This is a genomic window from Desulfosporosinus hippei DSM 8344, from assembly GCF_900100785.1.
Lineage (GTDB): Bacteria > Bacillota > Desulfitobacteriia > Desulfitobacteriales > Desulfitobacteriaceae > Desulfosporosinus > Desulfosporosinus hippei.
The window spans coordinates 17,111-42,035 of record NZ_FNCP01000031.1 but is presented as its reverse complement, the minus strand read 5'-3'; the positions used below and the strand labels follow the sequence as shown (position 1 = coordinate 42,035).

Annotated in this window: 20 protein-coding genes; 16 read left to right on the top strand and 4 right to left on the bottom strand. The window is 40.9% G+C overall.

What is annotated here, in order from left to right; all coding sequences use genetic code 11:
• Positions 1-188 precede the first annotated feature (188 nt).
• The 16 genes from BLS16_RS19920 (at position 189) to BLS16_RS19850 (ending at position 19,550) form a co-directional block, all read left to right on the top strand.
• Positions 189-2,837 (top strand): translation factor GTPase family protein, encoded by a 2,649-nt coding sequence (locus BLS16_RS19920; protein WP_092335404.1) that lies wholly within the window; start codon positions 189-191, stop codon positions 2,835-2,837.
• A gap of 323 nt (positions 2,838-3,160) precedes the next feature.
• Positions 3,161-3,451: a TM1266 family iron-only hydrogenase system putative regulator gene (locus BLS16_RS19915; RefSeq protein ID WP_014903740.1), complete on the top strand. Its 291-nt coding sequence runs from the start codon at positions 3,161-3,163 to the stop codon at positions 3,449-3,451.
• Complete coding sequence (gene hydE, locus BLS16_RS19910; RefSeq protein WP_176786242.1) at positions 3,432-4,475, top strand: [FeFe] hydrogenase H-cluster radical SAM maturase HydE; 1,044 nt, start codon at positions 3,432-3,434, stop codon at positions 4,473-4,475. Before BLS16_RS19915 ends, hydE begins: the two co-directional genes overlap by 20 nt.
• A gap of 58 nt (positions 4,476-4,533) precedes the next feature.
• Entirely contained in the window at positions 4,534-5,952 is a 1,419-nt protein-coding gene (hydG, locus tag BLS16_RS19905) for a [FeFe] hydrogenase H-cluster radical SAM maturase HydG (protein ID WP_092335402.1), read from the top strand.
• A 12-nt stretch (positions 5,953-5,964) separates the two neighbouring features.
• Positions 5,965-7,170, top strand: a complete 1,206-nt coding sequence (gene hydF, locus BLS16_RS19900) for a [FeFe] hydrogenase H-cluster maturation GTPase HydF (protein ID WP_092335401.1) — start codon at positions 5,965-5,967, stop codon at positions 7,168-7,170.
• A gap of 4 nt (positions 7,171-7,174) precedes the next feature.
• The gene (locus BLS16_RS19895) at positions 7,175-8,488 is read left to right on the top strand and encodes an aspartate ammonia-lyase (protein WP_092335400.1); all 1,314 of its coding nucleotides are present in this window, start codon (positions 7,175-7,177) and stop codon (positions 8,486-8,488) included.
• Positions 8,489-9,204: 716 nt separating this feature from the next.
• Positions 9,205-9,777 (top strand): LysM peptidoglycan-binding domain-containing protein, encoded by a 573-nt coding sequence (locus BLS16_RS19890; protein WP_092335399.1) that lies wholly within the window; start codon positions 9,205-9,207, stop codon positions 9,775-9,777.
• Positions 9,778-10,542: 765 nt separating this feature from the next.
• Positions 10,543-11,463, top strand: a complete 921-nt coding sequence (locus tag BLS16_RS19885; RefSeq protein ID WP_092335398.1) for a DUF2935 domain-containing protein — start codon at positions 10,543-10,545, stop codon at positions 11,461-11,463.
• Positions 11,464-11,692: 229 nt separating this feature from the next.
• Positions 11,693-12,274, top strand: coding sequence for an NAD(P)H-dependent oxidoreductase (locus BLS16_RS19880; RefSeq protein ID WP_092335397.1), 582 nt, complete (start codon positions 11,693-11,695; stop codon positions 12,272-12,274).
• Between the two features lie 204 nt (positions 12,275-12,478).
• A complete protein-coding gene (locus BLS16_RS24710; RefSeq protein WP_282433776.1) occupies positions 12,479-12,613 on the top strand; it encodes a hypothetical protein in 135 nt (44 codons plus the stop codon).
• Positions 12,614-12,731: 118 nt separating this feature from the next.
• Positions 12,732-13,505 (top strand): DUF5714 domain-containing protein, encoded by a 774-nt coding sequence (locus BLS16_RS19875; protein ID WP_427846389.1) that lies wholly within the window; start codon positions 12,732-12,734, stop codon positions 13,503-13,505.
• A gap of 97 nt (positions 13,506-13,602) precedes the next feature.
• Positions 13,603-16,098, top strand: a complete 2,496-nt coding sequence (locus BLS16_RS19870; RefSeq protein WP_092335395.1) for an HD domain-containing phosphohydrolase — start codon at positions 13,603-13,605, stop codon at positions 16,096-16,098.
• A gap of 106 nt (positions 16,099-16,204) precedes the next feature.
• Positions 16,205-16,702: a CBO0543 family protein gene (locus tag BLS16_RS19865; protein WP_092335394.1), complete on the top strand. Its 498-nt coding sequence runs from the start codon at positions 16,205-16,207 to the stop codon at positions 16,700-16,702.
• A 201-nt stretch (positions 16,703-16,903) separates the two neighbouring features.
• Positions 16,904-17,752, top strand: coding sequence for a hypothetical protein (locus BLS16_RS19860; protein WP_092335393.1), 849 nt, complete (start codon positions 16,904-16,906; stop codon positions 17,750-17,752).
• Positions 17,753-17,831: 79 nt separating this feature from the next.
• On the top strand, positions 17,832-18,581 hold the full coding sequence (locus BLS16_RS19855; RefSeq protein ID WP_092335392.1) for an N-acetylmuramoyl-L-alanine amidase: 750 nt from the start codon (positions 17,832-17,834) through the stop codon (positions 18,579-18,581).
• A 204-nt stretch (positions 18,582-18,785) separates the two neighbouring features.
• Positions 18,786-19,550, top strand: coding sequence for a sporulation protein (locus BLS16_RS19850; protein ID WP_092335391.1), 765 nt, complete (start codon positions 18,786-18,788; stop codon positions 19,548-19,550).
• Between the two features lie 165 nt (positions 19,551-19,715).
• On the opposite strand, the gene BLS16_RS19845 is transcribed toward BLS16_RS19850, so the two are convergent.
• From BLS16_RS19845 to BLS16_RS19830, 4 genes are all read right to left on the bottom strand, one after another.
• Positions 19,716-20,681 (bottom strand): ABC transporter permease, encoded by a 966-nt coding sequence (locus tag BLS16_RS19845; RefSeq protein ID WP_092335390.1) that lies wholly within the window; start codon positions 20,679-20,681, stop codon positions 19,716-19,718.
• Positions 20,682-20,684: 3 nt separating this feature from the next.
• Positions 20,685-21,842, bottom strand: a complete 1,158-nt coding sequence (locus BLS16_RS19840) for an ABC transporter permease (RefSeq protein ID WP_092335389.1) — start codon at positions 21,840-21,842, stop codon at positions 20,685-20,687.
• The gene (locus BLS16_RS19835; RefSeq protein WP_092335388.1) at positions 21,832-23,379 is read right to left on the bottom strand and encodes an ABC transporter ATP-binding protein; all 1,548 of its coding nucleotides are present in this window, start codon (positions 23,377-23,379) and stop codon (positions 21,832-21,834) included. Before BLS16_RS19835 ends, BLS16_RS19840 begins: the two co-directional genes overlap by 11 nt.
• Before the next feature lie 135 nt (positions 23,380-23,514).
• Entirely contained in the window at positions 23,515-24,657 is a 1,143-nt protein-coding gene (locus tag BLS16_RS19830) for a BMP family lipoprotein (RefSeq protein WP_427846388.1), read from the bottom strand.
• Positions 24,658-24,925 lie beyond the last annotated feature (268 nt).

Sequence of the window (24,925 nt, the reverse complement as noted above, 5' to 3'; positions counted from 1 at the left end):
ATTCTCGAGAAAATGTAATTTTTTTTGGGGAAAACACCTTCCATACCATAATCTTTCCCGTTCCCATTCTCTCTATTTCAATTGTTAAACGCTAGGCTTACTGGTATCATAATAAAAGAAGAATCGACATAAACGCCGATACTGCTGTGCTTATTGAAGCAGCTAAACAGAAGGATTTGAAATAGATTATGAGAAAATTAGTTATTGGCATATTGGCACATGTGGATGCGGGCAAGACGACACTATCTGAGAGTCTGCTTTATTTGAGCGGTAAAATTGGCAGATTGGGAAGGGTGGACAATAAGGATGCTTATTTAGATAACTATGAGCTGGAGAGAGCAAGAGGAATCACCATTTTTTCCAAGCAGGCAATGTTTGAAATAGGCGAGACTCAGATTATCTTACTGGATACCCCGGGACATGTAGATTTCTCCGCTGAAATGGAAAGAACACTTCAGGTGCTGGATTATGCAATTTTAGTGATAAGCGGTGCGGACGGTGTGCAAGGGCATACCAAAACATTATGGCGGCTCCTGCACACCTATCGGATACCGGTTTTTCTTTTTATCAATAAAATGGATCAGATTGGGACTGATAAAGACAAGTTGATGAAAGAATTGAAAAAGCAGCTGGATGATGGGTGTATTGAATTCGGGCAAGTACCCACGGAGGATTTCTACGATCAACTGGCCATGTGTGAAGAAATGATGATGGAAACCTTTCTGGTAACGGGGAAGATTGAAACATCACAGATTAAAGGATCTGTCACAGAGCGGAAAGTTTTTCCGTGCTTTTTTGGTTCCGCCTTAAAATTAGAGGGTGTTGAGCAATTTATGCAGGGTATTGTGCAGTATGCCCTGATACCAGCCTACCCCGAGGAATTCGGGGCTAAAATATTTAAAATAGCAAGAGATGAGCAAGGGAACCGCCTTACCTACCTGAAGATTACCGGCGGAAGACTTAAAGTGAAAGATGTCTTAACCAATAGCCTTTGGAGTGAGAAAGTTAATCAAATTCGGGTTTATTCCGGACAGAAATTCGAGCAAGTGAACGAGGTAGAGGCGGGTTCTGTCTGTGCAGTAACAGGGCTTAGCCAAACCAGACCGGGAGAAGGCTTAGGGATAGAGGCAGCTTCAGATACACCGGTCTTGGAACCCGTTCTGTCTTATCAGATTATTCTGCCGGAAGGCTGTGACCCAAGGGTAATTCTCCCTAAGTTGCGCCAAATTGAAGAAGAAGAGCCGGAACTTCAGATTGTCTGGGATGAGCTGTTACAGGAAATTCAGGCGCAAATTATGGGGGAGGTGCAGATTGAAATCCTCCAGAGCCTTATCCAAAGTCGTTTTGGTGTGGCTGTAGACTTCGACGCAGGAAGGATTGTCTATAAGGAGACCATAACTAATGTAGTAGAAGGGGTAGGGCACTTTGAGCCACTCAGACATTATGCGGAGGTACACCTGTTACTCACGCCGGGAGAGCCGGGAAGCGGTCTGCAGTTGGGGGCAGAATGCAGTGAGGATAGCTTAAGTAAAAGCTGGCAAAGACTTATATTATCTCATCTGGAAGAAAAAGCTCATAAAGGAGTCCTGACCGGGTCAGCCATTACAGATCTGAAAATCACTTTAGTCTCAGGTCGGGTCCACAATAAACATACCCAAGGCGGTGACTTTAGAGAGGCTACCTTTCGTGCAGTCCGTCAGGGTCTAAAGGAAGCAGAATCCATAGTGCTGGAGCCTTATTATGCCTTTCAGCTGGAACTGCCTGAGAAAATGGTAGGCAGAGCCATGACAGATATAGAGAAGATGCATGGCACCTGCGCGATATCCGAGACCAATGGCGAGACGGCAGTTCTGGTGGGGAGCGCCCCTGTTGTTACCATGAGGAATTATCAGCAAGAAGTAATGGCCTACACCAAAGGACTCGGCAGGCTGTTTTGCAGCCTGAAAGGGTACGAGCCGTGCCACAATTCCGAAGAGGTTATACAAAATAGCGGCTATGATTCGGAAAGAGACCTGGTAAATCCGACGGGTTCGGTATTCTGCGCTCATGGTACGGGTTTTTTGGTGGAATGGTATGCCGTCAAGGATTACATGCATGTTGAAAGCTATCTTCAGCAAAAAAGCTCGATGAGAGAAGCAGTCCCCAATCAGGCCTCATACTCAGAGGAGCGTTCCATCAGTTTAGAGGAGATTGACCAAATTATTAACAACACCTTTTATGCCAACCAAGGGAAAAAGTCCGTCTGGAAAAGACGCAAAACAGCCAGGGACAGTTATTATGAACTAGATTCCTATGGGGACAGACAGAAGGAAAACAAAGAAGAGTACCTCCTGGTGGACGGTTATAATATCATCCATGCCTGGCCTGAACTGAAAGAGCTTACCGAGGACAATATGGATGGGGCCAGAATGAAATTGCTGGATACTCTAAGCAATTATCAGGGGATACGGAGATGTCAGATCATTGTTGTTTTTGATGCATACCGTGTTCAAGGGCATTTTGAAGAAGTTATTGACTATCATAATATTCATACGGTCTTTACCAGGGAGGCTCAAACAGCGGATCAGTATATTGAAAAATTCGCCCATGACAATCAGAAAAAATATGATATCACCGTGGCAACTTCAGACGGACTGCAGCAGCTCATTATCAGAGGAGCAGGAGCTGCTTTATTATCTGCTAGGGAACTGAAGGTTGAGATCGAAAGGGCTAACGAAAGAATTAGAAAAGAATATCAGGAATTAAAGGGAATAAATCGTAATTACCTAGTCGATGTATTGTCTCCTGGGGCGAAACAGCAGATGAAAGAAATAGTTATCAAAGATAAAGAACAATAAAAAACAAAAAATATATTCTGGAGGGATTTTCAAATGGAAAAGGAAAAAATGGAATCTTTAAGCTGCTGTGATTGTGGAACAGCAAACTATTTTCATAAGGGATTGCCCAAGAGATTTTATTACGAATATTGAAAAAAATATAAAAACGTATTACAATGTACCTAACTAAGTCAAAGGGATGTCCCGATGACAAAGTGAAAACAATAATTTGTTACTGACGCCAAATACAAGTTATAAGGCGAAAGGCATTGCAACGCTTCATATTATCATGAAATTTTTGCGCCTTTCCGGCGCATTTTTTATTTTACAAGGGAGGTACTTATATGGAGACAAGAGTTGCGATTATTGGAATCATCGTCGAGGATGTTGAGTCTGTTGATAAACTAAATAATATTTTACATAATTACGGGCAGTACATTATTGGCAGAATGGGTATTCCCTATCGTGAAAAAGGTATCAATATAATTAGCCTGGCAGTGGATGCACCCCAAGATATCATCAGTGCACTTTCGGGAAAGCTGGGTAAACTCCCCGGGGTCAGCACTAAGGCGGTCTATTCAAAGTTAAAAGATAAGGCAGAAAATGAGGGATCTAATGAAACAACTGATCGATAAGCTTCATAAGACCAGGGAGCTGGAACCTGCAGAATTTAAAGAACTCATCGAAAACCGCTGCGCTGAGCTTTCGGAATACCTTTTTGCCAAAGCAAGGGCAGTACAAATTGAAAACTACGGGAACAATGTATATATTAGGGGTCTCATTGAATTCACGAATTATTGCAAGAATGATTGTTACTATTGCGGGATCCGGAAAAGCAACTCCACAGCGGAGCGGTACCGTTTAACCAAGGAGCAGATTCTCCAATGTTGTGATACGGGGTATGAACTGGGTTTTCGTACCTATGTGTTGCAGGGTGGCGAAGACGGGTACTACACCGATGAAAAGATGGTCGATATTATCCAGTCCATTAAAAACAATTATCCCGACTGTGCTGTTACACTTTCCATGGGCGAAAAAAGCTTTGAAACCTACCAAGCTTTTTTTGAGGCTGGAGCTGACCGCTATCTGCTGCGGCATGAAACTGCCAACGAGGAACATTATGGCCGACTGCACCCCCATAATCTGCTTCTCAAAAACAGAATACAGTGCTTATCTGACTTGAAGAAGATAGGCTATCAGGTGGGATGCGGTTTTATGGTGGGTTCGCCCTTTCAGAATACCGATTGTCTGGTTGAGGACTTGTTGTTTATCAAAGAATTTAATCCTCATATGGTTGGGATCGGTCCCTTTATTCCTCATCATGAGACGCCCTTTGCTAAAGAGAAAGCAGGAGAGCTGGAACTGGTCTTGTTTTTGCTGGGAATTGTCCGTTTGATGCTTCCTGCGGTACTGATGCCGGCTACCACAGCCTTGGGTACAATCCACCCTCAAGGGCGGGAACTGGGGATACTTTCTGGGGCAAATGTAGTGATGCCCAATCTCTCACCCACTGATGTAAGAGGGAAATATCTGCTCTATGACAATAAAATTTGCACCGGAGATGAAGCTGCGGAATGTCGGAATTGTCTGCAAGGCCGAATAGAAAAAATCGGCTACAAAATCGCTGTCACCCGCGGTGATCATAAATCCAAACTTTGAAAAAATATTAATACTGAAGGGAAAGACATGTCTGACCCGCTAAGAAAGGAATTTTGTTATGTATAATGCAAAATCAGCTAAAGCAGAGGAATTTATTGCCCATGAAGAAGTTCTTAGCACCCTGGAGTATGCTGAAAAGAACAAAAATAATCTCGAATTGATCGACAGCATCATCCAAAAAGCAAAATTACGCCAAGGACTTTCTCACAGAGAGGCTGCAGTCTTGTTGGACTGTGATATCGAAGAAAAAAACCAAGAAATTTATGCCTTGGCCGAGCAAATTAAAAAAGATTTTTATGGCAATCGTATTGTAATGTTTGCCCCCCTCTATCTGTCCAATTACTGTGTCAATGGCTGTCTGTACTGTCCTTATCATTTGAAAAATAAGCATATCGCCAGGAAGAAAATGACCCAGGAGGAAGTCCGCAGAGAAGTTATAGCTCTTCAAGATATGGGTCATAAGCGCTTGGCCCTGGAAGCAGGGGAAGACCCTGTGAACAATCCCATTGAATACATACTGGAATGTATTGATACCATTTATAGCATCAAACATAAAAATGGCGCTATCCGTCGGGTTAATGTAAATATCGCGGCAACCACGGTTGAAAATTATCAAAAACTGAAGGATGCCGGGATTGGAACCTATATTCTATTTCAGGAAACCTACCATAAGGACAGCTATGAAAAATTACATCCCACCGGGCCCAAGCACAACTATGCCTATCATACTGAAGCCATGGATAGGGCTATGCAGGGAGGTATCGATGATGTTGGCTTGGGAGTATTGTTTGGACTTGAATTATATCGCTACGAATTTGCGGGCTTACTGATGCATGCGGAGCACCTGGAGGAAGTATTTGGTGTAGGTCCTCATACCATCAGTGTCCCCAGAATACGTCAGGCTGATGATATTGATCCCTCGACCTTTGCTAATGGAATCAATGATGATATTTTTGCTAAAATTGTGGCCTGTATTCGCGTAGCTGTCCCCTACACAGGGATGATTGTCTCGACGAGAGAAAGCAAGGAATGTCGGGAACGGGTGCTTCATTTAGGAGTTTCGCAAATCAGCGGAGGTTCCAAGACAAGTGTCGGGGGATATGCCCAGCCTGAAGCGGAAGAGGACAATTCCCAACAATTTGAGGTCAGCGACACCAGAACCCTGGATGAAGTGGTTAAATGGCTCATGGACTTAGGCTTTATTCCCAGCTTTTGCACTGCCTGCTATAGGGAAGGGAGAACCGGTGACAGGTTTATGACTCTTTTGAAGAGCGGACAGATTCAGAACTGCTGCCACCCTAATGCCCTGATGACCCTTAAGGAATATCTGGAGGATTACGCTTTGCCAGAAACAAAAAACGCCGGTGAAGCTGTTATTCAAAAGGAAATCGGAAATATTCCCAAGGAAAAAGTAAGAGAGATTGCTAAGGAGAATCTGATAAAAATAAGTAATGGCAGCCGGGATTTCAGGTTTTAGGAGGGGATGAACATGGGATTGAATGAAACACCATCTGCAAACCGGGTTCACATTGGATTTTTCGGCAAGAGAAACGCCGGAAAATCCAGCCTCGTCAATGCTGTTACAGGACAAGATCTGGCTGTTGTATCCAATGTAAAAGGTACAACGACAGATCCCGTCTCTAAAGCCATGGAACTGCTTCCTTTGGGTCCGGTCATGATCATTGATACCCCCGGAATTGATGATGAAGGCGACCTGGGAGAACTGCGGGTTAGGAAAAGCCGCCAGGTGCTTAACAAAACTGATGTTGCTGTCTTGGTCATCGATTCAACCGGTGGCAAAACCTCGGAGGATGAAGAACTAATTGCGCTATTCGCTGAGAAGAAGATCAACTATGTTGTTGCCTACAATAAAGCGGATCTGGCCGGAGAGGAAATACCGGAATCGGAGCATGAACTATCTGTCAGCGCAGAAACCGGGCATAATATTGAAAAGCTGAAGGAAAAAATTGCGGCTTTGGCTGTTACTGAGGAACCCAAGCTAAAAATTGTGGGAGACCTGATTAATCCCTCAGATTTTGTGGTACTGGTAACCCCTATTGACAAGGCCGCTCCTAAGGGCAGGCTGATTCTGCCCCAGCAGCAGACTATCCGAGATATTCTGGAAGCCGATGCCACGGCTATTGTCGTTAAAGAATTCGAGCTGCGGGAAACCCTGGAAAGTCTCGGAAAAAAGCCGAAACTTGTAATTACCGACAGTCAAGTCTTTGCCAAGGTGTCGGCAGATACACCTCAGGATATTTTTCTAACCTCATTTTCCATTCTTTTTGCCAGATACAAAGGCACTCTGGAATCGGCTGTTAAGGGAGCAAAAGCCCTGGACTCCCTACAGGAGGGTGAGAGCATTCTCATTTCCGAGGGATGCACCCATCACAGACAGTGTGACGATATCGGCACGGTAAAGCTGCCCCGCTGGATTAAAAACTATACCCAAAAGCAGATTAACCTAGAATTCACCTCAGGGACGGAATTTCCCGACAATCTGTCCAAATACAAACTGATTGTTCACTGCGGCGGTTGCATGCTCAACGAAAGAGAAATGAAATATCGTCAAAAATGTGCCGCGGATCAGCAAGTACCTTTTACCAACTACGGTATTCTTATTGCTTATATGCAGGGGATATTAAAGCGAAGCATTGCCATGTTTCCTAACATTCTAGCAGAATTTGAGGACTAGAGTTATGCGTAGTGAAAGAGACAAGATCGGAGAAATCCTCTTGGAAGATGAAAAGCTGTACGGTATCCAAACCGCCCGGGCAATGGATAATTTCAAACTTGAGCATAAAAAAACAAGTTTACAGTTGATATATGCTCTTGTCACCATCAAGAAAGCTGCTGCCATGACCTACCAGAAGCTTGGTGTGGGCAAGGATGGAGTTTATGCTGGGATTTCCCAAGTCTGCGATATGATTCTGCAGGGAAAACTGGATGATGCCTTTGTAACTGAAGCACTCCAGGGCGGGGCCGGAACCTCAACGAATATGAATGTTAATGAAGTGATTGCTAATCTTACACTTTTGAAGTTGGGATTCAAAAAAGGAAGTTACGATATCGTTCATCCATTAGACGATGTGAACCGCGGACAGTCCACCAATGATGTCTACCCTACGGCTCTGCGCATAGCTGCCATTCAGATGTTGAGAAAGTTAAGCGAAGCCTGTGCCCAACTTCAGCAAGCACTGCAAACAAAGGAGAATGAGTTCGACAGCATTTTGAAGCTTGGCAGAACGGAGCTGATGGATGCGGTGCCTATTACCTTGGGACAGGAATTCGGTTCCTATGCCCAGGCTGTTGCCAGGGACCGCTGGCGACTGTATAAAGTTGAAGAGCGGCTGCGGCAGGTAAACATGGGTGGAACTGCGGTTGGTATCGGAAACAATGCTGAAAGAAAGTATCGCTTCGGAGTCATTGAAGTACTCAGAGAATTAACCGGAATAGGCCTGGCCACAGCCGAGTATCCCATGGATATTACTCAGAACAATGATGTATTTGTCGAGGTATCGGGGTTACTCAAGGCCCTGGCAGTAAATCTGATGAAAATTTCCAATGACTTGCGGCTCATGAATTCAGGACCAAGAGGAGGATTGTCGGAAATAACCTTGGCACCACTGCAAATGGGCAGTACTATCATGCCTGGCAAGGTGAATCCGGTTATTCCTGAAATGGTGATGCAGGTTTCCATGAGAGTCATGGCTAACGACGTAGCCATCTCAACCGCCGCCGCCCACGGAGAGTTTGAACTCAACGCTTTTTTGCCTCTGATTGCCGATTCTCTACTGGAAAGCATGGGCCTTTTACTGAATGCTGCTGAGCTGTTTCGAACTAAGTGTATTGAGCAAATTAAACCAAATCCAGAGAGATGCAGGGAGTTGCTTGAATTATCCTATGCCTTTACAGCCGCCTATACACCCTTTTTAGGTTATGATAAAGTCCGTGAAATAATCGAAAAATCCAGCGGCGATCCACAAAAGGCCAAAGAAATGCTGGATGAGTGATCTTCTGCAAAACCTTTTAGGCTCATTTTCAACCACGAATTACTTTGATGTCTCTCAGATTTAACTGACAAGACCTAAGGTTATATAAAATTTGGTTCTCTAGAATGAAGATGAGATAAATAATTGGCTAGCAGAAAAAAGGAGAGCTATTAATGCTCTCCCGAAAATTTTGTTCTTCCATTTCGAATAAATCCGTCTTGCTTGTAAATGGGAATTAGAAAATTACAGCCAAAGCAATAAGAATCAAAATAGCAATTGCAATGATTCCAGCACCGACATAGTTTGCCCCGCCGGATCCGCCACAAGCGCCGCCATAACCCGTTCCGTACATATTATTTCCTCCTTTCAATTAGAATACAATTCCCATTGCGATGAGCAAGAGAATAATGACGACAACCGCAGCAATACCTGCGCCAAGGCCATGCCCTGTACCTATAGTTGTTCCGCCACCGAATGCCATGAGCGTTCCCTCCTTTTTTAAGAGATACATTATGTTATGCATAATATGGAAAATGTGAGACAATTTGTAAAATGGGCATAGAGGATTCTATTTACCTCCTAAGGATTAGATAAACTAGAGGATCGGTTAGATAAGTTACAGCCCCTAAAAATGGTTTATCCATTTACCATACACGTAATAAGGTGTAAAAATGTAATTTTCACTTTGTTATTCCTCTGCATATGCTGAATTACAACATATGCGAGGAGGCTCTATAATGACGGATAATAAATATGACAATAGTATGATAGTTTCTGCTACCCGCGAGGAAGTTCCGTGTCCGGGCAGTTGTCAAGGTATGCGATATACTGTTCAAGCAGGGGATACTCTATATTTTATCGCTCGTCGATTCAATGTAACAGTCCAGCAGATTCGAGATGCAAATCCACAAATAGTTAATCCAAATCTTATCTTTCTCGGACAGGTAATTTGCATTCCAACTATACCTCAGCCGGATAGTCAATTGAAAGTCCTAACTCTGCGATTCTTGACAGAAACAGGCCAACAGCTCCCCATAGTGGATGGAGCGGTTCAGCTTACAAATAGGGTTATTGTCCGGGCAACGTTTAATCGACCTGTTTCACGTGCCTTCTTCTTTCTAGAACCTACTGGTACAGATACTTGTGAATTCGCACGCCTAATAGGTATTGACTGCCCAAGTACAGTTACCGGTGTTGCAGAGATTTTTTGGCAGGTGCCGCCAGGAACTCTAGGGCGAGTTTATGTAATTGCTTGTATCAACAGTATTTGTACGAAATCAGATGATGTTCTGGTTATTCTTAATGATTAATATAGCTTGATAGCCGCTCCTATGAGCGGCTATTTTTTGCGCAAATTTGAGCAAAAAAAGGGCCTAGGCGTTTATTGCCTAGGCAAATTCTTTATGCTGGTGTAAGTGTTGGGATTTTTCTGGAAAATTCAAACAACCAAGTAATGATTCTCCACAGTGCAACGAGAACACGCAAAAAACCTGAAAGCATTTATCTCACCTCCTCATTGGGGGAAATGCCTAATTAAAATGGCCCAGGCTACTACCTGGGCCAAAGGCTTTAACTCGCAGCAGGTACTGCGATTCTTGCTCCTCCAAGCCATAACCATGGAAAAATTAAAATCAATAATGCAATTAAAAACGCTAAAAACCCTAATAATCCAAATAGACCTATAAACATTCCTATGCACCTCCTTATTTGGAATCCTATAAGATCAGGATTCTGATATATATTATGCAACATGTCCACAATTGTTAATTTAGAGATTACTAAATTAATAGGCATTATGACACAACTTTCAAATCTACATTTCGAATGATAAACTGAGTATATAGAAAGATATGGATCTATGGCTCAATTGTCAGGAATAACGATTACCGTTTATCTTGGCTCGCTTTTTAATCGTTTAAATTATTATGTGGATAAATATGCTCATACCTTTATGGAGAGATCTGTAGTTTTTTAGTGATTAAATATGTTTCCCAGGAGATATAGTTTTTTAGACAGACTCAAAAAAATCGACTGTGAAATAAGATGAAATATATTTTTATTTTGGAGGCAATACCATGGTTAGCAACAATTTTGTGCGTTCTTCGCTTGAAGTTAACCTGTTTTTCCTTAGAATTATGAAAGAACATCTAATTTTTATTGAAGCAGATTTGTCGCATAGGGATATTCATCTAAGTCATAAAATAACTGCCCTTAGAAATGAAGCCACTAACCTGCTTAGGACTACGATAGCCTTAGCAAACGGTATTGGTCTTCAAGCCGTTGGTTCAGGTGAATTTATCACAGACTATACAATAAATGCTGAACAGGCAACCGAGTTTTTCACGGGTATTGTGATAGATAGGGATGTAAGTACATCCGTGCTTACAATCGGCAGTATTGAAAGTTCCACCTATTCCTCGGCCTTAGTAGATCAGGTCGCTGTATTAAACAACAATGCAATTGCGGTAACCCAAGCTATATCTAATTTCAAAGTAAGTATCTTAAAAGATGTACTGAGTTGTCGTGCTTTTTCTCACAGTTACCCTCTGCTACTGGATCATATAAACAGAGAAGCTCAGTTCTATCTAAAAACCCTTCAGAAGCTTCAAAATAAAGTGCCTTTCAACTTAGTACGTGAAGCAGTAGAGCAAGAAGCATTCTGGAATCGCATCATGGGCGAACATGCTAAATTTGTTCGTGGTCTGTTAGATCCAACGGAGGAGTTGTTATTTGATAAAGCCCATCGGTTTGGCAAAGAATTTGATCGACTAACTGCTGAGGCAATATCTCTTAGTGAAGACATTAATAAATTACCTGAAGCAACTAAGAATAGCATAAGAGCCACGACCTCTATCAGGAACTTCAAACGCTCTGGGGTAGAAGGGATTTTAGGCTGTAAGATAAAAATTGTAGCACTTCCACTACTCGCCGACCATATCCTAAGGGAAGCTAACCATTATCTTCGGATGCTTAAAGCGTTCAATCAAGTAAGATAATATTTAGGACCTAGCTAAGCTAAGCTAACTTAACTTAACTAGGTCCTAATGATTTAACTATATGCTTTTATATTTACAAATTATGTTATCCTTAACATTTGTTACTCCTAAGGTTAGGAATACTGCCACTAAGAAACCCTTACCATTGTCATGGTTTAACTTGAATAGTCAATCGGCTGAATAATTTCTTTTTTTAATAGAATACTAAATTAAAAGGAGGCAGGAATAATTGAAAAAATTAATTGTTTTCGCCCATCAACATCAGGAGAGTTTTAATCGTGCAATTTTAGATCAGGTGGAGTCCAGTTTAAGAGAAAAGGGACAAGAAGTTATCGTTCGTGATTTGTACAAAACTAACTTTCAACCTGTGTTAAAACCTGAAGATACAGATTCAATGAAAGTTGGAAAAATTCCACAAGACATTAAAATAGAACAAGACTTTATTTCTGAGTCGGATGTCATCATTTTCATTTATCCCATCTGGTGGTCAAATATGCCCGCTATTTTAAAGGGGTATTTAGATCGGGTGTTTTCGTTCGGTTTTGCTTATACCATGGGGGATCAAGGTGCCGTTCCCTTATTAAAGGGAAAGAAAGGCCTGATTATTAATACCTATGGTGCATCTGAGGAACAATATGAATCTATAGGTATGAATAGAGCCTTTAAAACCACAATGGATGTAGGCGTTTTTGGTTTTACTGGAATTGAACCAGTGGATCATTTGTTGTTTGGATCGGTAACTACTGTAGATGATCTTGCCCGTAAAAAAATGCTAGGGAAGGTTAAAGAAACCTTGAATAAACATTTTTAATAAAGTTATTTGCGCAATAGATATGTACATAAAAGACACAAAAAAATAGAAACGCTAAAGCTACGCCATTAGGCTTGATTTAGCGTTTTTTTAGCTCTAAACATACCTATACTCTTTATAAGGTTCTACGATAGGAGTTCAGGGAGCCAAAACCGATCCAATTACTGTAAAAGAGATTTATTAACTACTTGAAAACTAAAAGTCATGGAACTAGAAGTGATAACAGTGATGAAACGGATCAAATCAGTTTTTCTGAAACTTAAAGTTATAAAGATAAAAAGGGATGCAGATGTAAATGTGGATCTTGGAGTAAAGCTTGCGGCTTTGCAGGGGGCTTGAAAATATTTTTAGGTTGGATAGGATTTCGGATTGGACGCGCAGAATTGTAAAATAGCCCTGTATGTCAGTTGAAAAGTCAGGTAAGGAGGATATAGAATTGATAAATCTAAATCAGAATATGATCAATAAAAAGGCTACAACAAATTGTTGAGAACCAGCTGTAAGTGCTGGTCAGCACAATGGAACAAGCACTGAGAACTGTCAAATTTGCCACGGACAATTGGAGTATTTTAATCTAGGCCGGGAATTATCATGTTTTCGATGTGGCATAAAGGAAATCGCTAACATTGCATGTCCTAATGGACACTATATATGTGATAAGTGTCACGGGGAAGGCCTATTTGATAATGTGAAAGATTTTGTCTTAAAGAGTAAATCGTTAAATCCTATAGAAATTGCTGAATACTTGATGGATCAGGATAATGTTCCGATGCTCGGTTGTGAAAATGCTTGGATAGCAGCGGCAGCTTTGATGGCAGCTCTTAAGAATGAAGGAACCGCTAAAGTTACAGATGAACTAATTGTCGAAGTACTGAATAGGACGAAGAAACAAGCAATCGGAGGATACTGTGGTCTAACAGGGGTATGTGGGATTGTTCCTGCAATTGGAGCATGCTTTAGTGTCATCCTTGGCGCATCCTGTTCAAAGGACAGAGAAACTGCAATCGTTATGAGCGTAGCAGGTAGAATTATTGGAACAATTGCCAAGGAAACAGGGCCCTGTTGTTGTAAGAATTTCCTCCGAAAATCATTGGACGAATCGGTTAAAATGGTTAAAGAGCATTTGTGTATTTCCTTAACAATTGTCAGGGAAGACAATGTTTGTAAGTATGTTGATAGACATCCTCATGGATGCAGAAAAGAAAAGTGTTCATATTACAAAAAAACGTAATGGTAGCAGCAATTCACTCGACCATTTTTTTGGCTTGTGAACATCATCGATTATGATATAATCTAGAGATATCATAAATATTGAGGTAGAAAGTGGTATGGGTACAGAGAGTTTGTTTTCGGTAGTATCATTAGTTTCGGTTGCTATATATGCTTACATTGGTATTTATACCTTCACCCAAAATCCGAAATCTCTTGTCCATAAAGTATTTTTGCTTTTATGTTCAAGCTACGCGATCTGGTCTTTTGCTTATTCCTTCGCCTACATTGCACATGACAAAATTAGTTTTTCCTTTTGGAACAAGATATCTGCTATTGGGTGGTGTAGTTTCAGTGCTCTTACGTTATATTTAGTCCTTTTAATCACAGAAAATCCAATTCTAAAATATCGAGTGGCCAAGGTTTTAATTTTTTTGCCAGCAGGAATTTTCTTTTACATGGCAATTTTTTTATTTGGCGAAGGTATTGAGACTTCAAAAGTTACTACCAATATTTTTTATGTTGGAAATTTTTTGTACAATTTTTTATTTTTATTGATTAGTATACTTACCTTACTATTTTGGGGCTTAAAAACTAGCAATGTCAGAATCAAAAAGCAATCTTTTATATTAGTAACTTGTAGTGGGATTCCTTTTATTTTGAATCTATTGACCCAAGACATACTTCCGCTGGTTGTAAGAATACAATTTCCTCTAATGGGACAATTGTATTCCATTATTATGATCTTAGGTACTTATAGAGTGATTACTAAATATAAGTTTCTAAGGCTTCCGGAGCGCTACATATTTGAAGAAGTTGTTAAGGAAATTATGGATATGGTCATATTGTTGGATGCAAAAGGAATGATTATAAAAATATCTCAGCATACTTTGAGTTTACTTGAATTTAAAGAGGATGAACTGATAAATCAGGATATTGATGTTATTTTAGAAGAAAAAAGAAGACGAATATTAATAGACTCTTTGAAAGATAGCAGTAAATTAAATGATATAAATTTATTGAAAAAAAGTGGCGAAAGAATTCCAGTTAATATATCCTACAAACAAATCATAGATGATAAACTACATGATCTGCTAGGTGTAATTCTTGTAATTCAAGATATTAGGTTATTGTATGATTTGCGGAGAAAAAATGAAGAACTTCATGCTTATGTACAACAAGTAGAGGCTAGTGAATACACCTTTCGAAAGCTTTTTGAAGGCTCTTCTGATTCAATTTTAATAATGGAAGAAAATAAGATTATCGATTGTAATCCAGCAACGACAAGATTATTAGGAACTGATTCTAAAGAGATTTTAATTGGTAAAAATTTATGGGAGCTTTCACCTGAATACCAACCTGATGGGATTCTTTCTGAAGAAAAGGCCCAAGCAATGAATAAACAGGCCAAGACTACCGGTGAAGCTAAATTTGAATGGTGGCATAAAAAAGAGAATGGGATCGAGTTCCCTGTCGAAATCATGTTGACTTCTATTCTACTCAACGGCAAACAAGTTTTTCATGGTTTGTTGAGAGATGTGACTGAGCATAAACAATTGGAAAATAGACTAGAGTATTTAAGCTACAACGACGTACTAACTGGGCTATACAATAGAAGATTTTTTGAAGAGGAATTGAAGCGGCTGGATGTACCAAGGAATCTTCCTCTAACCATAGTTATGGCAGATGTGAACGGGTTAAAGCTTATCAATGATTCATTCGGACATATCATGGGAGATGAGCTCTTGCAAAAGGTAAGTTCAGCAATAGCAAAAGGCTGTCGATCAGGCGATATTATAGCTAGGCTTGGTGGAGATGAATTTGTTATCCTGTTACCTAAGACAGGTGTTAAGGAAACAGAACAACTTGTTAAAGGTATAAAAGCTTACTCTAAAAATGAACAAGTAGGCTCTATTGAACTATCCATTTCATTTGGTTGGGAAACTAAACACAATCCGGAGGAAAATATTTTAGAAGTATTTAAAAAAGCTGAGGATCGAATGTATAAGAAAAAGCTTTTTGAAAGTCCCAGTATGAGAGGAAAGACCATTAAAGCTATCATTAGCACTCTTCATGAAAAAAACAAAAGAGAGGAACAGCACTCCTATAGAGTTTCGGAATTGTGCAAAAATATCGGAAAAGCCCTTAGTTTGTCGGAAGGAGATATCGAGGAGCTAAAAACAGTCGGGTTGCTTCATGATATAGGAAAAATTGCGATAGAGGAAGCCACTCTCAATAAGCCGGGGAAATTGACTGAGCTGGAGTGGGAAGAAATAAAGCGTCATCCGGAGATAGGCTATAGAATACTTAGCACAGTGAATGATATGGCAGAAATTGCAGAATACGTTCTATGTCATCATGAAAAATGGAATGGTATGGGGTATCCCAAAGGCTTAAAGGGGGAAGAAATACCGCTGCAAGCGAGAATTATCGCCATAGCTGATGCTTATGATGCAATGACTAGTCAAAGGAGTTATCGAAGTGCATTACCGGAAGTTATTGCTCTTGAAGAGCTACAAAACAATGCAGGTATCCAGTTTGACCCAATGATCTTAAACGTATTTATTGAAACCGTATTAAACAAACTTTCCAGGAATGACAGTCAGGCCGGATAAATCGGTTTCGAGTGCCAAAGGATAAATTTATTACAGATAGGGTATTAGGACAATTGTGAGTGGGGATAATTTACATTAGCCAAGCTTTCTTCTAAAGGAGGTTACAATGGAAGATCCTCTACTCACAATAATTGTTTTAGCAATTACTTGGCAATGGGGCGATTGGAGGCACTGGAAAGATTACTACTCAACAATTCTGTTTTGGGCGCTAGGTAATTTCATCTACCTCTATCTTACTATTAATAAACCTCTTTGGAAATTTACAACGATAGTACCTTCATCCCTAGCTGATATGCTAATGAGTCTTGTGCTTTTTCCATGTTTCGGCTTGTTGTTTTTAGCATATTTTCCCTCGAAAAATATCCCTAAGAAATTCATATACATAATCACTTGGGTGCTTTTGTTTTCGTTAATAGAGTTGTGGGCTTTAAAAATTAATCATTTTGCTTATCTAAATGGTTGGAAATTTACGTATTCGGTTATTTTCAATTTATTCATGTTTCCCTTACTCCGCATACATTACATAAAACCACAGTGGGCTTGGCTAATTTCGTTGGTTGCTGGGGTTATGATCATGATAGTTTTTAAAATACCACTTAATTAAATAGGCAGAAAACACACATGACTAGGATGCCAGGTTTGTTTTCTAGAAATCAGAAGGTGGCTACTACCAAATTATTTGATGGTAGCCACTTTTACGATAGCAGCCTCACGGTATGTTATCTTTAATTTTTTCTAATACTAGAGAAGGTATATTAAGAATCCCTAATTGGCAACTATTGTTTTAGTAAAGGAAAGTATTTCAATGAATTATTTTTGGTCAAATACGATTTGGTATATGCTATTAGGTATTTCGACTATCAGTACAGTAATTTACTCAATAAGCAAAGCTAAGCGGCGTAAGTTTGCTTTTGCCTTTTATATGACTTTAGTAGGACTGGTTCTTTTCTTCGAAACAATGATACTTATTGTGTTTAAATCATACAACTATTATCCGATGATTATTCATACTTCGCCTTTTGATGATGTTCTTGCAGGAAACCTTTTCTCACAGTTTTCCGTCGCAGCTACTGCCCTGTTAGTAGCGGTTTTAAATTTAAAGAACTATTGGATATTAATTCTATCTGGAATATACGGACTAATTGAAGAACTATTTTTGGCTTTAGGTATCTATTCGCATAACTGGTACCGAACTTGGATGACTCTTGTGGGGTTGATTATTTATTTCTGGTGGGCAAAAAAGAATTACATAAAAGGGTTGGTGAGGGGTATTAAACCCCTTAGATTGTATTTTTACATATTTATGGGATTATTTCCCCTCGACGTAATTACCTTGTTATGGGGGTTTATTTTGTCTGGATATCAAAACTATACAAGAAACCTTATTCCTGACTCGGTAAGAAGTCCGTATCTAGCATCATTTTTGTATTATACATTTGTTACAATTATTATAATTTCAATCTATTTTCTGAGGCTTAAATGGCGCTGGAAGTCCGGAGTTATTTTGGCGATTTACGGCATAAATTTCATTGCCTATAAGCTGCATATCCTTTACTTTTATAATATGTTTTGGTATGTGGTTTTTTCGACAATATCAATTTTCTCAATTTATCTATCAATTGTATTGCTAGATTACTTCTACAAAGACAAGTAAATTTGAAAAGTGGGAAGGCCTAATATGTAGTGACATCATTGGTGCTCCGCTCATAGTATGTCTAGAGAGGGGAGTGAAAATGGATAAACCAACGATTAAATGGATCGGATCGCCTAACTTCAGTAGCCCGATGGGGTATAAAATAATTGCGATTGTAAATCACATCATGGAAGGTACATTGGTAGGTACAGACTCATGGTTTGCGAAGCCGGAGAGTAAAGTTAGTTCTCATTTTGGAGTCGGTAAAAATGGAGAGATACATCAGTATGTGGATCTGAAAAACCATGCTTGGGCAAACGGAAGTGTGAATCAACCGAATTGGTCGTTGCTTATTTCAGGAGTTAATCCGAATTATTACACCGTCTCAATTGAACACGAAGGCCTAAGCGGGAGTAAGATGCCTGAAACACAGTACCAGGCAACTCTTGCCTTACATCGCTGGTTAATTGAGATTTTAGGGATTCCTGTATCCAGAGATAATATCATTGGGCATAACCGGATCGACTCTGTTAATAGAGCTAGCTGTCCTGGAACAGAATTTCCCTGGGATCGGCTCTTTAAGGATTTGCAAGGAGGAAGCGAAGTGTTAAAAGTGGCAGTCTTATTGTTCACGAAGGAGGATTTTTGGGCGGGTTACGATGTCGCATCGAAGCATGGCAACTGCGCTATCTTTGTAAGACCTGCAGATTTATCAGTACCTGTTGAGGCCCAAAGTGCCGAAAAATTGATAGTCGTAGGGGGTCCGACGACCAAACATCCAGCTGAAGTTCTGTTGAGTGGAAATGACAAATATCAAACAGCGGCTGCTGTGGCCAAATATTTAGGGTGAATAATGGAAGGTAGTATATTAAGCAGGTTAAGCAGAGCCTGCTTTTTTTTGAGTAAATAGAGAAGATAGTTATAAATGACACTAAATCTCGGTGATGCATCTGCAGCAGCATTTAGGGCATTTCCCGAGGTTCCTTTGTGTGTTATAGTTTGAAAAGGGAAAAGGTTGTGGACATTAGATAACTATAAGGACGGAGGTATCGATATGTTTAAAAAAATACTGGCTGGTTTAGGAATTGATGGTGCCAAGGTAAATTTTCAACTTGATAATAATGTGGTCGAACTTGGTGGTATAGTAAGCGGAAAAGTCTATGTAAGTGGTGGGGCAATAGATCAGGTAATATCGGAAATATCAATTGCCTTAGAGGTTTCTTCAAGATACAAAGCAGGAGATGATCTAAGGCAGGTCCATCAGGAAATTGCCGGTGCAATCGTGGCGAGCCAATTGATGATAAAGGCAAACTCACCGGAAATAAGCATCCCGCTTGAATTTAAGCTTCCATATAATATCCCAATATCTACGCCCAGCACTAGATACCAGTTCAGAACAAACTTAGATATACCAGGCGCCATTGATGCTACGGACATCGATGAGATCGTCATAAAACCAAACCATTCTGTCCAGTGCTTACTGGATGCCTTAGCTTCTCTTGGCTTTAGGTCTAAAGCGGAGTCAGGTTCCTTTAATGGGAGATTCCAGCAGTTCGAGTATGTGCCGATGCAGTTTCTCAGAGGAAAACTTGATGAACTTGAAGTTTACTTCGAGGCCCGAGAAGATAGTATTCATATTGTGCTTCAGATTGATAAGAAGGTAAGAGGTTTTTTTGCGAGTGCAATTGATGATCTGGATCTTGATGAGAGGCATGTGAACTTTTACCTTACCAATGATCAGTTAAGGGCATCTGGACAAACTGCTGAAATCCTGGCCGGGATTATTCAACAGGAATACGACAAAATTGGTAGATATTAATTACTTAAGTAGGTGCTTATAGAGAAAGACCTTATCGAGAAGGGGATGCAAACTTCACTCGATAAGGTCTTTCTTTCAAGGGTATGTGTTATAAGGTTAGAGATAGAGGCAAGGTAAGGGGCACTGACATATAGAGATAGATCCAGGTAAGGGGCTTGCTATATATTACCTAAGTCCTTTATCGTAGGGTATGCCTTCGGCTTTAGGAGCCCTTGATTTTTTTGATGTAAAGGCCAAAACAACCATCGTTGCTAAATATGGAAGCATCTTGTAATAAGTTTGATTGATGTTTAAAGCATCTAAGAAGGGGATTAGGGCAATGGAATAGGCCACAGTACGCAGGAAGGCGAAGAATAAGGCTGCGAGCAGGATCTTAAAAGGCTTCCATTGTCCGAAGATCATAACGGCAAGTGCCAGGAAGCCAAATCCTGCAACCCCTGTATGACCGTTGGTGTTGCCATTCATAACACCAACGGCGTAGAAGAATCCGCCAATTCCCCCCAGGATACCGGAAAGGCTCACCCCTGCATAGCGCATGAAATAGACGTTTATTCCGACAGAGTCGGCAGCGTGAGGATGTTCGCCACAGGCGCGAAGGCGCAAACCAAACTTCGTTTTATAAAATACGATTGCCGATAGGACCAGTAGAAAAATACCAATGTAGACAGTAATATACGTGTTTTGGAAAAATAACTTTCCGAGCACTGGTACTTCACTTAACAAGGGAACTTCTTTAATATAGAAGTTCTTGTTTGTTGTTATGCCGTCACTGTTGAAAAACATTTTGGAAAACAAGAGAATAGCTGCGGGAATCAACATATTAAGTGCGGTACCTGTAATGGTCTGGTCTGCTTTCATAGTTACTGCTGCCAGGGATAATAAAAGTGAATAGAGAAATCCCGCACCTGCTGCAACGAGCATACCCAGAAGCAATATACCCTGGGCGTCAAGAGAGGTACTTTGGACAAAGTAAACGAAAAGGCAGCCGAAAAATGCACCAACCAGCATGATTCCTTCAAGGGCAATGTTAATAACACCACTGCGTTCACTGAACATACCGCCCAGGGCCACCAAAAGCAGGGGTATAGCAACGGGAAGGGTATTCTGAATTAAATAATAGAAGGTATCCATAATTTACGCCCCCTCCTTTGAATCAGCAGACGGGAGTTTTGCTGACTGTTTTTTGCTGTAACGCTTCTTTATAAGGTTAGCCACGGTTGAGTTCATGAGCATGGCAAAGGCTGAAAAGTAAATAATAACTGCGATCACAACATCGATGATTTCCGGCTTATAGCCGTAGAGGCTGGCCAGTGTGCCACCCCTTTGAATATGGGAAATAAACACTGCAGAAAAGATAATTCCGATGGGGTTGGAGTTACCCAGAAGGGCCACGGCTATACCATTAAATCCGTTGGCGGCAATAACGCTGACCGGCTCATAGGTCATACTGCTCCCAGCGATGGTCGACGGTGCTAAAATAGCGAATGCTCCCCCTAGTCCCGCCATGGCCCCGGCAATGACCAGGGTGAGAATAATATTGCGCTTGTCGTTCATGCCGGCATAGGCGCTGGCAAATTTGTTAAAACCCGTTGCTTTGAGTTCATAGCCAAAGGTGGTTTTGTTTAAAACGATAAATAATATAAGTGCTAAAGTAATGGCCAGAATAATAGAGATATTGACACTGGAATGAGGGATTCCAAGAGTGGGCAACTGAGCTGAGGCCGGAAGATAGGCCGTTCTGGTTTTTGAGGAAATATACATGGCTGCGTTTCCTTGAATAAGCATATCTACCAGGTACATGCCGATATAGTTGAACATGATGGAGGTAATAACTTCGTTAACGTTCAGGAATGCCTTAAATATCCCGGGAATCAAACCCCAAAGCATACCTCCGACCATACCCGCCAGTATACAGACGATCCAATGAATGCTATCCGGCAGCTTCCACATAAACCCAACATACAAGGCAAAGAACATGCCCATGGTATACTGGCCTGAGGCCCCAATGTTAAATAAGCCCATTTTGAAGGCAAAGCCCACAGCCAAACCTGTCATTAAGATGGGAGTTGCAAAATAAAACACATCACCTATACGTTTGAAACCGCCGATCAGCAGCATCTGAAAGCCTAAGAAGGAGTTGGCCGGACTTGCAATCCTCATAATAAGATAGCCGAAAATAAGGCCCAGCAATATTGCCAGCAGAGCGGCGGTGAAAGCAGAAAAGCCTTTGCTTTTTCCAACTTTTTTTAGATTATCAAAAGCTTTTGAAGATGAAACCGTCTTATCCTGCATTTTCATTCTCCTTTGTAATGCTGCGTTTGGCACCTGACATGTAAAGGCCAAGTTCTTGAACAGTGGTCGCCTTGGCGTCCAGCTCACCAACGATTTCCCCTTCATACATAACAAGAATTCGGTCGCTTAAATTCATGACCTCCTCCAGCTCTAAGGATACCAACAAGACAGCTTTTCCGGCGTCGCGCCTGGCAACGAGCTGTTTATGGATATACTCGATAGCGCCGACATCGAGACCTCGGGTAGGTTGTACGGCAATTATCAGCTCATGTTCCTTGTCAATCTCCCGGGCAAGAATGGCTTTTTGCTGGTTGCCGCCGGACATGCTTCGGACTGGAGTGATGGGTCCTTGCCCGCTGCGCACATCATATTGCTTAATCAACCTATCGGCATAAGAGCGTACGGCTTTGGTTTTGATAAATCCGAAGGTCTGAAATTCAGGCTGCCAATAACGCTGCAGGACGAGATTTTTTTCCAAGGAATAATCAAGGACGAGACCGTACTTATGGCGATCTTCTGGAATGTGGCTTATACCAGACATTGAACGGGTGCGTATGTTAGCCTTGGTAATGTTCTTGCCGCCAAGGGTGATACTTCCGCTGCTTATTTTTTCAAGTCCTGTAAGGGCCGAGACCAGCTCAGTTTGTCCGTTTCCGTCGATACCGGCAAGACATACGATTTCACCTGCCCGCACATTGAAACTTACATTTTTCACAGCATTGTTTTTATGAATCTTGGAGGAAACGGTAATATTATGAGCGGAAAGAACAACATCCCCGAGCTCCTTAGTCTTTTTATGTACCTTGAAGTTCACATCTCGTCCCACCATCATCCGGGACAGTTCTTCCTTAGTAGTATCCTTTATTGCAACGTTACCAATGTATTTACCTTTGCGCAGTACTGTGCAACGATCGGCAACAGCCATAATCTCATTTAATTTATGGGTTATAAATAATATAGATTTACCTTCTCTGGCGAATTCCCGCATTATTTCCATAAGCTCATCTATTTCCTGGGGGGTTAAAACTGCGGTGGGCTCGTCAAAAATCAGAATATCATTGTCACGGTATAACATTTTTAGAATCTCAACACGCTGCTGCATGCCGACGGAAATCTTTTCAATTAATGCATCAGGGTTTACCTCAAGTCCGTACTGTTTACTAAGTTTAAGTACCTTTTCCCGGGCTTGTTTTTTTTGCAAGAAGCCCAGCTTATTGGGCTCAACTCCTAAAATGATATTTTCAAGAACTGTAAAAATATCAATGAGTTTAAAGTGTTGGTGCACCATGCCAATCCCCAAATCGTTGGCATCATTGGGATTGTTAATTTTAACAACTTTACCATTCTTCTTAATTTCGCCCTTTTCGGGCTGGTATAAGCCAAAAAGAACGCTCATTAGGGTGGATTTTCCGGCACCGTTTTCCCCTAACAGGGCATGAATTTCTCCCTTTTTTAAACGGAGAGTTATATTATCATTGGCAATAATGCCCGGAAATTCTTTCGTTATATTAAGCATTTCGATAATATAGTTTTCCATTAATAAACCCCTCTTTAACAAGTTAAGTACATATAAAGGGGAAAGGAACTTTTGCCTTTCCCCTTTATCTTTAAAGGGCTTCTACTGGCGTCAGGCTCAGGCCTAAATACTCAGCAGAGTTACAATAATTATTTGTTATCTAACTTGAACAGTAACTTTGGAAAGTTTTAGGCCAGTAACAAGCTCTTTAGCTGTTGCATAACCGTTAGTATCTTCAACCTTTAGGGTGCGGACAGGATCGATGGAGCTATCAGCCAGTGAAGCATAAATAGCGTCATAATCTTTTTTGCTGAAGGATTTAAAACGGTCAAAGGCATTGCCATCTTGTTTGCCAATAATCGTTGTTGGCAGACCTACGCCATTATTAGATGCATTGAAATAGGTAGATTTCCCTGCGTAGGTGCTCCATTTGTCAGTTTTATAGATAGACTCAAGAACCTGGATAACCGAAGCGCCAAGTCCTTTGGTTGCAGAAGTGATAACAGTCTCGCTGTCATATCTTTGGTCCACGTCAACCCCGATAACCTTTTTCCCTGCTTCTGCAGCAGCGGACATAACACTCTTACCTACGGAACCGCCGCAAGCAAAAATAACCTCAGCACCTTCCTGATACATGGTTTTTGCTGTGGCCTTATTGGTATCGGTTTCTGCAAAATCCCCTGTATAGTGGTATGTAACAGAAATTGCACCTGCAGGAAGGCTCAATTTTTCAGCAGCAGCCTCAGCTCCCTGTAAATATCCATAACCAAATGCTTGAACAGCTGGAACAGCCATACCACCCATGAAGCCAAGTTTCTTCATGCCGTCTAAAACTGCTGCATAACCAGCCAGATAGCCGGGCTCTTCTTCAGAGTACAGAATGCTTGCTACATTATCATTAGTTTTAAAGGTTTTGTAATCAGCTGTATGAGGAGTTCCATCCAAAAGGATGAATTTCACCACAGGGTACTTTGACTGTGCCTCGTAAATAGGAACCTCAAAGAGGAAACCGGGTGTAACAATCACCTTAGCGCCACCTGTGACTGCCAGATCGATAGCAGCAAGATAGCCTGCATCAGATGCTTCCTCAGGTTTATAATACTTGTGGCTAATTTTGTTTGCCTCAGCAAAGGCAACGACCCCTTCCCAGGAACCTTGGTTAAAGGACTTATCATCGATATTGCCTTTGTCGGTAATGAGAGCGATTTCGAAGCCTTTGCTTGTTGCATCACCTTGGCTAGTTGAACTGCCACAGCCAGTAATCACCGAGAAACATAACAAAACAAGAACTAATAGCATTGACGAAAACCTTTTCAATTATACTCCCCCTCCGATTTTAATAATATTTTTTATAAAAGTATTGTATCATCCTTATCTGAATTTACAACTATTATCCAATGCTAACGGATAAATTCATCGACTTAATAAAAGATTGGAAATATAAATTCTTTATTAACGATTAAAAAACCTAGTTTTTAACGTTAAACCGTACAGCTAAAGATAATGGAGAACCGGTTAAATCACTATCTTATCCTCAAGAGATAATTTATAATAGTAAAGGATTGAA

Bases quoted from the DNA above. Each gene is read 5' to 3' on its own strand.
- BLS16_RS19915 (WP_014903740.1), top strand. From the start codon at position 3,161: ATGGAGACAAGAGTTGCGATTATTGGAATCATCGTCGAGGATGTTGAG.
- BLS16_RS24710 (WP_282433776.1), top strand. From the start codon at position 12,479: ATGGAACTAGAAGTGATAACAGTGATGAAACGGATCAAATCAGTTTTT.
- BLS16_RS19885 (WP_092335398.1), top strand. From the start codon at position 10,543: ATGGTTAGCAACAATTTTGTGCGTTCTTCGCTTGAAGTTAACCTGTTT.
- BLS16_RS19845 (WP_092335390.1), bottom strand. From the start codon at position 20,681: ATGGATACCTTCTATTATTTAATTCAGAATACCCTTCCCGTTGCTATA.
- BLS16_RS19860 (WP_092335393.1), top strand. From the start codon at position 16,904: ATGAATTATTTTTGGTCAAATACGATTTGGTATATGCTATTAGGTATT.
- BLS16_RS19850 (WP_092335391.1), top strand. From the start codon at position 18,786: ATGTTTAAAAAAATACTGGCTGGTTTAGGAATTGATGGTGCCAAGGTA.
- hydG (WP_092335402.1), top strand. From the start codon at position 4,534: ATGTATAATGCAAAATCAGCTAAAGCAGAGGAATTTATTGCCCATGAA.
- hydF (WP_092335401.1), top strand. From the start codon at position 5,965: ATGGGATTGAATGAAACACCATCTGCAAACCGGGTTCACATTGGATTT.
- BLS16_RS19890 (WP_092335399.1), top strand. From the start codon at position 9,205: ATGACGGATAATAAATATGACAATAGTATGATAGTTTCTGCTACCCGC.
- BLS16_RS19870 (WP_092335395.1), top strand. From the start codon at position 13,603: ATGGGTACAGAGAGTTTGTTTTCGGTAGTATCATTAGTTTCGGTTGCT.
- BLS16_RS19865 (WP_092335394.1), top strand. From the start codon at position 16,205: ATGGAAGATCCTCTACTCACAATAATTGTTTTAGCAATTACTTGGCAA.
- BLS16_RS19920 (WP_092335404.1), top strand. From the start codon at position 189: ATGAGAAAATTAGTTATTGGCATATTGGCACATGTGGATGCGGGCAAG.
- BLS16_RS19830 (WP_427846388.1), bottom strand. From the start codon at position 24,657: ATGCTATTAGTTCTTGTTTTGTTATGTTTCTCGGTGATTACTGGCTGT.
- BLS16_RS19855 (WP_092335392.1), top strand. From the start codon at position 17,832: ATGGATAAACCAACGATTAAATGGATCGGATCGCCTAACTTCAGTAGC.
- BLS16_RS19835 (WP_092335388.1), bottom strand. From the start codon at position 23,379: ATGGAAAACTATATTATCGAAATGCTTAATATAACGAAAGAATTTCCG.
- BLS16_RS19895 (WP_092335400.1), top strand. From the start codon at position 7,175: ATGCGTAGTGAAAGAGACAAGATCGGAGAAATCCTCTTGGAAGATGAA.
- hydE (WP_176786242.1), top strand. From the start codon at position 3,432: ATGAAACAACTGATCGATAAGCTTCATAAGACCAGGGAGCTGGAACCT.
- BLS16_RS19840 (WP_092335389.1), bottom strand. From the start codon at position 21,842: ATGCAGGATAAGACGGTTTCATCTTCAAAAGCTTTTGATAATCTAAAA.